Here is an 11009-nt window from a genome sequence, read left to right as displayed (position 1 = left end):
AGCCCTACTCAACTGTGCGGAGGTGGGACGACGAAATCGAATTCTAACGAATTACCGATTTCTGTCCCACTCTCTTTTTTTCCTAAAAAATGTAGCGCAATCGTAAACTAACAGAAAATTGTTTGAAAAGCAAAGAATTGTATATATTTATTATAATATGTTTGCAGGAGTCAAGTGAGCCCTCTATTGCTAGGTCCATAGAGAAGGTAATCATGGGTAAAAAGGTATAAAAATGCAAAATAGAAAGCGCTTGCAAAAGGGTTTAGAAAGGTGTAAACTGGAGGTATAAAAATCAAAAATAGTGCTATTTTGTCAAAAGTAGTGCAAAAACAAAGGAGATTTGCCATGAAAAAATGGTTGTTAAAACTCTCGTTGGTAGCGATGACACTCTTACTCCTACCCATTCAAGCTGTTCAAGCCTGTTGCGGTTTTATCATTGGTCGCCAATTGACCAAGGATGGGACCACTCTCTTTGGTCGGACAGAAGACTACCCTTACTATCCAAATGGTGGAAAGCACAACAAAAACTTTGTAGTTGTTGATGCGAAGAACTATAAGGAAGGGGATCAACTGGAAGACGAATCTAATGGTTTTACCTATCCACATGCTGCCAGTGAAATGAAATACACAGCGACTTATGACTCTGCTCGTGGAGATGGTAGTAACGGTGCTTTTGGTGAACATGGATTTAATGAAGCCGGTGTATCCATGACTGCGACAGTAACAGCTATCCCGAATAAGAAAGTCTTGAAGACGGACCCATTGACAGAAAACGGAATTCCAGAAGCTGCTATGTTGGACGTAGTGTTACCACGCGTTAAGTCAGCTCGTGAAGGAGTTGAATTACTGGCTAAAGTCATCGAAGAAAAAGGTTCAGCTGAAGGGAATGTGGTCGTCTTTGCAGACCAAAATGAAACTTGGTATATGGAAATTCTTTCTGGCCACCAATATGTAGCGGTGAAGGTGCCAGAAGATAAATATGCAGTCTTTGCAAATACCTACTACCTAGGTCATGTTGATTTGAATGACACTGAAAATGTCATTGCCTCTAAAGATGTCGAAAAAGTAGCCAAGGAATCTGGTAACTACAAGACAGACAAAGATGGCAACTTCCATATCGCTAAATCTTATGGACCAGAAAAATATGCTGAAGGAGACCGCTCACGGACCTATGCAGGAATCACCTTGCTAGATCCAGACTCTAAAGTCACTTATGAGGATGATGAGTATGAGCTCTTCCGTTCACCAACCGATCCAAACAAAAAATACACCTTAGAAGATGCGTTTGCCTTGCAACGGAACCGGTTTGAACACTTGAATGGACGTTTTGTACCAGATGATCAAATTGGTGTTAAGAAACAAGGTGATGATGGTAGCAACGATACTGTTCGGAAAGACCAATACAAGTATGCTTTAGGAAATGAAAATGTGATTGATGCCCATGTCTATCAAATCAATCCAAACCTTCCAAAATCATTTGGTGGAACTGTATGGCTCGGCATGGGACCTTCACGGAATACCCCTTATGTTCCATTCTATGGAAATGTAAAAGATACTTACGAAGCTTTTAAACCTCAAACGGCTACTTATGATCCAAATTCATGGTATTGGACAGTTTGGCACATCGACCAAATGGCCATCAATAACCAAGATCTCTTTGGAAAATCTATCCAAAATCACTGGAAAGCACTAGAAAAACAGCTCATTATTGAACAAAAAGTGAGCGATGCAAAATACGCTGCCTTGAAAGCTGATGAAGCTGCAGCAAAAGCAGTTGAAGATAAGGTGACTGAAGATGCTTTAGCTCGGTCTGAACGTCTCTTCAAACAATTCAAGCAATATGAGTCTGAATTGTCTGCAACTCTAAAAGAAGCAGGTCGTACAGATGATCCATACCGTGCATCTTTACCAGATGACTACAAGGATCCAACAGAGTCAAGCACCGAGCCAAGTAAGGAAGAAACGAAGCCAAGCACCGAAGCAAGTACAGAACCAAGCAAAGAAGAAACGAAACCAAGCACTGAGTCAAGTACAGAACCAAGCAAGGAAGAAACGAAACCAAGCACTGAGTCAAGTACAGAACCAAGCAAGGAAGAAACAAAACCAAGCACCGAAGCAAGTACAGAACCAAGCAAGGAAGAAACGAAACCAAGCACCGAAGAAACGAAACCAAGCACCGAAGCAAGTACAGAGCCAAGCAAGGAAGAAACGAAACCAAGCACTGAGTCAAGTACAGAACCAAGCAAGGAAGAAACGAAACCAAGCACCGAAGCAAGTACAGAACCAAGCAAGTCAGAAACGAAACCAAGCACTGAAACAAGTACAGAGCCAAGCAAGGAAGAAACAACACCAAGTCGTACAACTACTGTTGTTCCTACAAATAGCAACAGTGTTAGTACCGTTGGTCGCCCAGTTTTACCAACAAATTCATATATTTTAGTAGACCAGGCAACAGGTATCGTCTTGCAAAACCCTGATTTTGCTCAAGGTGGCTATAGTCTTCTTGTTGAAGTTTTGAAAGATGTCAAAGAACTAGCTGGTAAAGAGTACAAGGCATATAATATTCAATTATCGAACCAAAATAATCCTGTACATCAAATTAGTCCAACTGTTGTGACCATTCCAGTAAATAGCCAAAAAGAAGTAGAAGCAGTTTATGGTATCGGTGAAAATGGTCAATTGGAATCCTTCCAATTCCAACTAAATGAAGATAAGTCAGCCATAACATTTACAACCTCTCATTTCTCAACTTATGGTGTAGTTTATAAATCTGCAGCAAAAATTGAAGAGAAGAAAGGTGAGAAAAAATTACCATCAACCGGTCAAAGTATTTCCATTGCGACAATGGTAGGCGGAGTTCTTTTGATAGTTTTTGGATTTGGCTACTACATCGAAAAACGTAGAACCCATTAAACGATACAGTTTATAAGATACAACAAAAAAAGGAAGTGAGAATGAAATCTCTCTTCCTTCTTTTTTAGTCTGCAGTTTGTTCAGATGCTTCTAATTTTTTTCCAAGGTCGATAATATATTGTTTGAGATCGTCTTTGACTTGAGGGTGTTTCAAGGCATAGTCGATCGAAGTTTTCATGAAGCCGAATTTATCACCTACATCGTAGCGTTGGCCTTTAAATTCACGGGCAAAGACTCGTTGGGTCTTATTAAGGGTGTCGATTGCATCCGTCAATTGAATTTCATTGCCAGCACCTGGTTCTTGATTTGCAAGAATATCAAAGATTTCAGGAGTCAAGAGGTAGCGCCCGATGATAGCGAGATCACTTGGAGCATCCTCTGGGTTTGGTTTTTCGACAAAAGTTTCAACGCTATAAAGACCGTTAATGCCTTCGCCTTGAGGTGCGATCACACCGTAAGAAGAAACCTCTTCGTGAGGGACTTCCATCACAGCGATAGTTGACGCATGGGTTTCATCGTAGTCGTTCATCAATTGTTTGGTCAATGGCAAGGCATCATCATTAGTGATGTCCATCAGATCATCTCCCAACATAACGACAAAAGGCTCGTTTCCAACAAAGGCTTTTGCCTGAAGAACAGCGTCCCCTAAACCTCGAGGGTGACTTTGACGGATGAAATGAAGATTGATCGCTGTTGTATCATTGACCAACTTGAGTAAGTCAGTCTTGCCTTTTTGCTCGAGGTTGTATTCCAATTCGAAGTTAGAATCGAAATGGTCTTCGATCGAACGTTTAGCCTTCCCTGTTACGACAAGGATTTCCTCAATTCCAGATTTCAGAGCCTCTTCTACGATGAATTGGATCGTAGGTTTGTCAACGATTGGCAACATTTCCTTTGCCAAAGCTTTGGTAGCTGGGAGGAAGCGTGTCCCCAAACCAGCCGCAGGAATGACTGCTTTTCTAACTTTAGTCATATAGTTTCCTTTCTAAAGGGTAGGATTGATGATAGGGTGGTTGACTTATTTCCACTCATTTTCTTCTTTAAATTCATTGCTCATCATGTGGTGGATGGCTTCGCGGATATCTTTTCCTTCATAGATGACTTGGTAAATGGCCTGTGTAATCGGCATATAGACATCCAATTCTTGGGCCAGCTCATGGGCGACTTTGGTCGTAGAGATCCCTTCAATGATCATGCCCATGTTGGCTTCGATGTCTTCCAATTTTTCGCCACGTCCGAGAGCATCCCCAGCTCGCCAGTTGCGGGAATGGACAGAAGTTCCGGTAACGATCAAGTCACCGACCCCAGACAAACCGCTATAGGTCAATGGGCTAGCTCCGAGCTTAACGCCAAGGCGCGTGATTTCAGCGAGACCGCGCGTGATGATAGCTGCTTTGGCATTGTCCCCATAACCAAGACCGTGCAGGGCCCCAGCTCCGACTGCGATGATATTCTTCAAGGCTCCAGCAGTTTCCACTCCTATGACATCTGTATTGGTATAGAGGCGGAAGTAGTGATTGCTAAAGAGTTCTTGAACATAGCGTGCAGCTTCTAAATCTTTTGAGGCAGCTGTAATGAGGGTGATGTCCCGTACGATGGTTTCTTCCGCATGACTCGGTCCAGAAACGACCACAACCTCACTGCGAAGAGAAGCAGGGATTTCTTCTTCAAGGATTTGAGAAATCCGATCGTGTGTACCAGGTTCTAGCCCTTTAGAAGCGTGCATGACTGTGACAGGGTGATCCAGTGTTTCAGCGACTTGTTTAGCGACCAGGCGGGTCACCTTTGTAGGAACGACAAAGAGGATAGCATCTACTCCGTCCAAGGCAGCTTTCAAATCAGTCGTAGCAGTGATTTCCTCACTAATAACGATATCTTTGAAATAGCGTTTGTTGGTATGATCGGTATTGATTTCATCGATTTGTTCTTGGATATTTCCCCAGAGACGGACTTCATGGCCGTTATCATTGAGGACTTGTGAAAGGGCTGTCCCCCATGAACCAGGACCCAATACTGCAACGGTTTGTTTTTCCATTGTATCTTCCATTTCTATGTCTATTTTTCAACAAGGCTAGGAATCTAGCGCTTGCACCTTCGAAAAGGCCTAATGAGTGCCTTGAAGGACGATTCTATTTTCCTCTCTATTTTAACATAATATAGGTAAAAAAACTTGTATGATTATCAATTGTTTTGTGAGGAAGGTGAGGGTGATAAATAAAATCTATCACGGTTTTAAAAAATACATATTAGACACTATCACTAATGGGTGGTAAGATAAGTAGTAGTTAAAATGAAGGAGGAATGAATATGTGCAGAACAATTGTTGGAGTATCCGCTAATCTCTGTCCGGTTGACCCGGAAGGGAAAAACCTTCATTCCTCCGTGTCTAGTCAATTTGCGGAAGGGATCCGTCAAGCAGGTGGGCTTCCAATGGTCATTCCAATGGGAGATCCTTCCTTGGTTAAGGACTATGTTGAAACGATTGACAAATTGATCTTAAGCGGAGGCCAAAATGTCGATCCTAGTCTCTATGGCGAAGAAAAAACGATCGAAAGCGATGATTACAATATCGAACGCGATCAATTTGAGCTTGCCCTACTGAAGGAAGCAGTTCGCCAAAACAAACCGGTTCTAGGAATATGCCGTGGAGTTCAGTTGATCAATGTGGCTTTTGGAGGAACACTCAACCAAGAGATCGAAGGTCATTGGCAAGGTCTTCCATTTGGGACTTCCCATTCTATCGAGACAAAAAAAGGTAGTGTGGTAGAGCAACTCTTTGGTCAGGCCAGTCGGATCAATTCCGTGCACCGTCAAAGTATCAAGGATCTTGCACCAAATTTCCGTGCGACTGCCTTTGATCCGCGTGATCACACCATCGAAGCGATTGAAGCAGTAGATGGCCATCGGATTATGGGCTTGCAGTGGCATCCAGAATACTTGGTCAATGAAGAAAAAGGGAATTTAGAACTCTTCCGTTATTTATTACAGGAATTATAATGAAGTTAAGAGGTTGGACTTGAGCTGATCTCTTTTTTGTGTCTTAGAAAAGACGCAAAAACACCGGAAATAAGATCAGAAAACAGGGCGGTCATCAATAAAAAAAACAGGTCCATCTAGCAATGCTAGATGAAAACCTGTTTTAGACTTATTCGTGGCGCTTTTTAGCAACGAGCATGCTTCCAGCACCTGCAAGGGCAAGCCCTGCTGCAATAAGTCCAGTACTTACTGTTTCACCAGTAGAAGGAAGGACTTGTTTCTTACCTTCTTTTGATTGTTTACCAGAAGGATGATTTCCTTTAGGTTTATCAGTCGAAGGTGTTGGAGGTGTTGAAGGAGTAGTTGGCGGAGTTGGAGGTGTCTTCGTGTTAACGACATTTCCTTTATCTACTACAAAGTTTGTAGATTTCACATAGTCTTCCACTGTAACAGTGATTGGATCGCTCAACAATTGATAGCCAGCTGGGGCTGTCAATTCCTTGATAACATAATCTCTTGCTTCAAATCCAATGAAAGTTACAAGACCATGCTCATCAGAAGTAGCAGTCGCTTGTCCTTCTCCATAAGGGTTGGCAACTGGTGTGACACCATCAGCTTCAAAGAGACCGAATACAGCGCCTGCAAGAGCATTTCCATCTGCGTCCACTTTATGCAACTGAATATTGTAAAGTTTTAATTTAGGTTTATCAACAGTCGGAGGAGTTGGTGGAATTGAAGTGAACGGTTTGTTAACGACATTTCCTTTATCCACTACACTGTTTGAAGCAACCAAATCACTAGCTGCGATCTTGATGACTTCATCTGATAATTGGTAACCATCTGGAGCTGTAAGCTCTCTTACTACATAATCTTTTGCTTCTAATCCTGTAAAGGTTACAAGACCGTTCGCATCAGAAGTTGCGGTCGCTTGACCTGCACCATAAGGGTTTGCTACAGGAGTCGTACCATCAGCTTCAAAGAGACCGAATACGGCACCAACAAGAGCTTTCCCTTCTTGGTTCACTTTGTGCAATTGGATGCTGTAGAGTTTCAATTCAGGTTTGTCAACAGTCGGTGGTGTTGGTGGAATTGAAGTGAACGGTTTGTTGACCACTGTTCCTTTGTCTACGACGAGGTTAGTCGCAGCTTTCAACTCGCTAGCAGAAACTTTAATCACATCTGTTGATAGTTGATAACCTTCTGGAGCAGTAAGTTCTTTCACCACATAATCTTTTGCTTCAAATCCTGTAAAAGTTACAAGACCATTTGCATCAGAAGTTGCGGTCGCTTGACCTGCACCATAAGGATTTGCTACAGGAGTAGTACCATCAGCTTCAAAGAGACCAAATACAGCACCTGCAAGAGCATTTCCATCTGCGTTAGCTTTGTGCAATTGAATGTTGTAGAGTTTCAATTCAGGTTTGTCAACAGTTGGAGGAGTTGGTGGAATTGAGGTTGTTACTAATTTGTTGGTGAAGGATGTTTTATCACCATATGCCACAGAAGCTTTGAGTGTATTGCTTGCATCATCTTTTGTGACAGTTACAGTAGCATCAATACTTCCTTCATCGTAGGTCATTCCTTTTGCTTTGCTTTCAGGAATAACTTCTTTGACCGTGTAGTGGAAGGTTTTTCCTGCGTCCTCTGATGAATATGAAATGTCATCAAAGGTTACCGTACCATCTGCAGCATTTTGTTTTGTTTGAAGAACTTTTCCGGTTTCATCCAACAATTGAAAATTGAATTCGCCATTCTTCAATTCAGCACCTTCTAAAATCTTGCTAGCTGAAATTTTAGCTTTTGCTGGTTGAGGAGCCGTATAAGTATTTGAGAAGGTTTTATTATCTGGATAAGCCACATCTGCTTTCAGGTTGTCGCCATCTTTTTTCACCTTAACAGTTACTTGTTTATCAGTCTTGTCATAGGTAATACCTGGGGTATTTCCAGCTACTTCCTTAACAGTGTAGGTGTGTTCACCTTCTTCGGTGTACTCAATTGGTGCAAATGTTACTTTTCCGTTTTTGTTGGTAACAGTTTGAAGCTTAGTTGCACCCTCGTACAATTCAAAGCTGAATTCGCCATCTGTTAGAGCACGACCGGTAAGAGCTTTCTCTAGTTCGATGGTAGCTTGTGTTTCTTTTGGCTTATCTTTCGGATTCACAATTGTTTTAGTTACTGAACGATCAGCTCCAAAATCTTCAATATTAACTTCTGTATCTGCATTCTTGATGACATAGCCTGATGGTGCTTCAACCTCGGTGATGATATATTTATCTTTCAACAGTTTGTTAACAGCAATATTACCATTATCATCTGATACATACTCACCAATAACTTGGTTATTAGCTTGACGAACTACTTTAAATTTAGCACCCTTAAGTGGTTGATTCGCCTCATCTACTTTATGGATATTGATTGAGTAAATATAACCAACACCAACACCACCAGCAATTTGAACTAAAGCACCATTTGTCACTTCTTTAACAACGACACCTTCACCTTTTAATGTAGCGTCATTATTCAATAATTCGCCATCAACGGGTTGGTAGTTTAATCGAACATTATAATCGATTCGGTATTGATCCGCTTCAGTAATATCTCCTAAATCAATAACAAAAGATTGTCCATCTTCAGCGACTGTAACTTTATGTTTATCTGTAACATCAACACGGTCAGAGAATTTCCATTCTCCATCTACAAATGCAAATTTACCTTTGACAACCTTAATGCTATCTTTTACGTAAGAAGCATTTGTAAATTTCAAGTGATCTTCAATTGTTACACTCTTGATGTTTTGTTTTGTACGATTGACTGAAATAGTGTATTTAACCTCTTTTCGGTCATTCTCATTAACCCAACTAGTCTTTGATAAAACTTGTGGATCTCCATCTCCGATACCTTTAAATGTAATCTTCCCGGCAGGTTTTGTTTCTTTATTAATCGTAATCTCAACTGGAATTTCTCCTTGTTGAGGGTGTTTTTTGAAATCGACACGAGCATAGAAGAAGAAAGTTCCTTTAGTATCTGAGTGTTTTTCAACATAATCCGTATAAGTTAAAGTAATGGACTTGTTATCAGCACTTAGTTTTGCATGTGCAATCACCTCATTTGTATTGATATCCTTGATTTCAATATTATCAGAGTTAATGATTATAGCATCAGGCACCGTAATTATCGTTTGATCTCCTGCCTTAACATTTTTTCCGGTTAAATTAAAATCTGCATTAAGACGGAATGTAGCCCATTGTTCTAATTCCCAGTCGAGAACTCCGCCTTCATTATTAGAAATTTTGACATCTGTAATTGCATCTACAAATTTTCCAGTTACTGAAATATCAGGAGTTTCAGCTGAAGTGCGATTCAGACCTAAAGCGAAAAGCATGGCCACTAAACAAAGGACAAATGAGAAAATTTTAATATTCCTATTCTTTTTCATTTTATCTTCCCTTCTGTTGGTAATAAGAATTGAATGCTGAGACACGACCTCCACAAAATAATTTTATAGGGTAAAATATTTTGCTTTTAAAATTATTCACTACACAGGTAATTATAGCAAAAATAAAACTTATTTTCAAGCTTAAAATAGCATTTTTTAGCACAAATTATATGTCATATCAGTCATGATAGCGTTTTGTTTTCAGAAAAAACATGAAAACAATATGTAACTTCCAGATTGAAGAGAATTCTTTTTAAAAATACGAATAGTAGTATAGGGGCGACGATAGGGCGAAGTGATGGTATAATAGAAGAGATGGAAACTATATAGAATGAAAGAGGAATGAAGATGACAAAAATTCGTGGATTTGAACTTGTATCAAGCTATACCAATCAGGACTTGTTACCAAAACGGGAGACAGCACACGCAGCTGGTTACGACTTAAAGGTGGCAGAACGCACGGTCATTGCACCAGGAGAAATCGTCCTCGTGCCAACTGGGGTCAAGGCCTATATGCAAGCGGGTGAGGTGCTCTATCTTTATGACCGTTCCTCTAACCCTCGCAAAAAAGGCCTGGTCTTAATCAACTCTGTGGGGGTTATCGATGGAGACTACTACGGAAATCCAGGAAATGAAGGCCATATCTTTGCTCAGATGAAAAATATTACCGACCAGGAAGTAGTCCTTGAAGTCGGTGAACGTGTGGTTCAAGCTGTCTTTGCTCCTTTCTTAATTGCAGATGGAGATGAGGCTGATGGCGTGCGGACTGGTGGCTTTGGAAGTACAGGGAAATAAGATGAAGATTATCTTTGTCCGTCATGGGGAGCCAGATTATAGTATGCTTGATAAACTTGAAAATCCCCAACTCTATAGTGGTTTTGGTCGTGATTTAGCACCATTGACAGGAAAAGGTCGCAGTCTGGCAAAAGAAGTTGCTAAAACTGTATGTTTTGGAAAGGCAGAGATTATTATTTCATCGTCTGTGACGAGGGCTTTAGAAACAGCACATTATATAGCAGTTGAAACAGGATTGGACTTGTTTGTGGAGCCGTTTTTTCATGAGTGGCGTCCAGACTTAGATGGCACTAACTCTGATTTAACTAGTGTATTGGTAGCTCATGAATATTATCTAAAACATCAAGGAGCTTTATCTGAAGATTCTCCTTATCGCTATGAAACTGATCTAGAGATGCGTCATCGTTTTTTAAGAGCTTTGGAAAAATATAAAAATTATAAAACTATTATCATTGTAACTCACGGAATGCTTATGCGCCAGTTTGTGCCAAATGAGAAGATTGATTTTTGCCAAGTGATTGAGTGTGAGATAGAGATTTAGAAAGAGGTTTATCATCGCAAAGAAAAAAACGACATTTATTTGTCAAAATTGTGCCTATAATTCACCCAAGTATCTAGGACGGTGTCCCAACTGTGGTTCTTGGTCTTCTTTTGTCGAGGAGGTCGAGGTCGCAGAGGTCAAGAATGCACGGGTATCCTTGACGGGTGAAAAGACCAAACCCATGAAATTGGCGGACGTGACCTCTATCAATGTTCACCGGACCAAGACGGAGATGGAGGAATTCAACCGTGTACTCGGTGGAGGAGTGGTCCCAGGGAGTCTCGTTCTCATCGGGGGAGATCCAGGGATTGGGAAATCGACCCTGCTTCTCCAAGTGTCGACCCAGTT

Annotated in this window: 7 protein-coding genes and 1 pseudogene; 5 read left to right on the top strand and 3 right to left on the bottom strand. The window is 41.0% G+C overall.

Annotated features, from left to right (window positions below; translation table 11 throughout):
* Positions 1-345 precede the first annotated feature (345 nt).
* The gene (locus SPADD19_RS08760) at positions 346-2913 is read left to right on the top strand and encodes a C69 family dipeptidase (RefSeq protein ID WP_061455811.1); all 2568 of its coding nucleotides are present in this window, start codon (positions 346-348) and stop codon (positions 2911-2913) included.
* 64 nt (positions 2914-2977) lie between these two features.
* On the opposite strand, the gene galU is transcribed toward SPADD19_RS08760, so the two are convergent.
* On the bottom strand, positions 2978-3886 hold the full coding sequence (galU, locus tag SPADD19_RS08755) for a UTP--glucose-1-phosphate uridylyltransferase GalU (protein ID WP_003008975.1): 909 nt from the start codon (positions 3884-3886) through the stop codon (positions 2978-2980).
* A gap of 45 nt (positions 3887-3931) precedes the next feature.
* Positions 3932-4948 carry an NAD(P)H-dependent glycerol-3-phosphate dehydrogenase gene (locus SPADD19_RS08750; RefSeq protein ID WP_061455810.1) on the bottom strand — a complete coding sequence of 339 codons (1017 nt, stop codon included), beginning with the start codon at positions 4946-4948 and terminating at the stop codon, positions 3932-3934.
* Between the two features lie 272 nt (positions 4949-5220).
* Here SPADD19_RS08750 and SPADD19_RS08745 point away from each other — a divergent pair, with 272 nt between their 5' ends.
* Complete coding sequence (locus SPADD19_RS08745; RefSeq protein WP_003002057.1) at positions 5221-5910, top strand: gamma-glutamyl-gamma-aminobutyrate hydrolase family protein; 690 nt, start codon at positions 5221-5223, stop codon at positions 5908-5910.
* 148 nt (positions 5911-6058) lie between these two features.
* On the opposite strand, the gene SPADD19_RS13145 is transcribed toward SPADD19_RS08745, so the two are convergent.
* Positions 6059-9325, bottom strand: coding sequence for a SpaA isopeptide-forming pilin-related protein (locus tag SPADD19_RS13145; RefSeq protein ID WP_061455809.1), 3267 nt, complete (start codon positions 9323-9325; stop codon positions 6059-6061).
* 348 nt (positions 9326-9673) lie between these two features.
* Here SPADD19_RS13145 and SPADD19_RS08735 point away from each other — a divergent pair, with 348 nt between their 5' ends.
* The 3 genes and pseudogenes from SPADD19_RS08735 to SPADD19_RS11775 form a co-directional block, all read left to right on the top strand.
* On the top strand, positions 9674-10120 hold the full coding sequence (locus SPADD19_RS08735; protein WP_023919767.1) for a dUTP diphosphatase: 447 nt from the start codon (positions 9674-9676) through the stop codon (positions 10118-10120).
* Position 10121: 1 nt separating this feature from the next.
* Positions 10122-10661, top strand: coding sequence for a histidine phosphatase family protein (locus tag SPADD19_RS08730; protein ID WP_049497061.1), 540 nt, complete (start codon positions 10122-10124; stop codon positions 10659-10661).
* Between the two features lie 37 nt (positions 10662-10698).
* Positions 10699-11009: pseudogene (locus SPADD19_RS11775) on the top strand (DNA repair protein RadA); the annotation flags it as partial.

The sequence above is a fragment of the Streptococcus parasanguinis genome, from assembly GCF_001578955.1.
GTDB lineage: Bacteria > Bacillota > Bacilli > Lactobacillales > Streptococcaceae > Streptococcus > Streptococcus parasanguinis_U.
The sequence above is the reverse complement of the archived record's forward strand: the minus strand, read 5'-3'. Positions and strand labels throughout refer to the sequence as shown.

What these genes read in the sequence shown, in the direction of transcription:
- SPADD19_RS08760 (WP_061455811.1), top strand. Translation starts at nt 346, where the DNA reads ATGAAAAAATGGTTGTTAAAACTCTCGTTGGTAGCGATGACACTCTTA.
- galU (WP_003008975.1), bottom strand. Translation starts at nt 3,886, where the DNA reads ATGACTAAAGTTAGAAAAGCAGTCATTCCTGCGGCTGGTTTGGGGACA.
- SPADD19_RS08750 (WP_061455810.1), bottom strand. Translation starts at nt 4,948, where the DNA reads ATGGAAAAACAAACCGTTGCAGTATTGGGTCCTGGTTCATGGGGGACA.
- SPADD19_RS08745 (WP_003002057.1), top strand. Translation starts at nt 5,221, where the DNA reads ATGTGCAGAACAATTGTTGGAGTATCCGCTAATCTCTGTCCGGTTGAC.
- SPADD19_RS13145 (WP_061455809.1), bottom strand. Translation starts at nt 9,325, where the DNA reads ATGAAAAAGAATAGGAATATTAAAATTTTCTCATTTGTCCTTTGTTTA.
- SPADD19_RS08735 (WP_023919767.1), top strand. Translation starts at nt 9,674, where the DNA reads ATGACAAAAATTCGTGGATTTGAACTTGTATCAAGCTATACCAATCAG.
- SPADD19_RS08730 (WP_049497061.1), top strand. Translation starts at nt 10,122, where the DNA reads ATGAAGATTATCTTTGTCCGTCATGGGGAGCCAGATTATAGTATGCTT.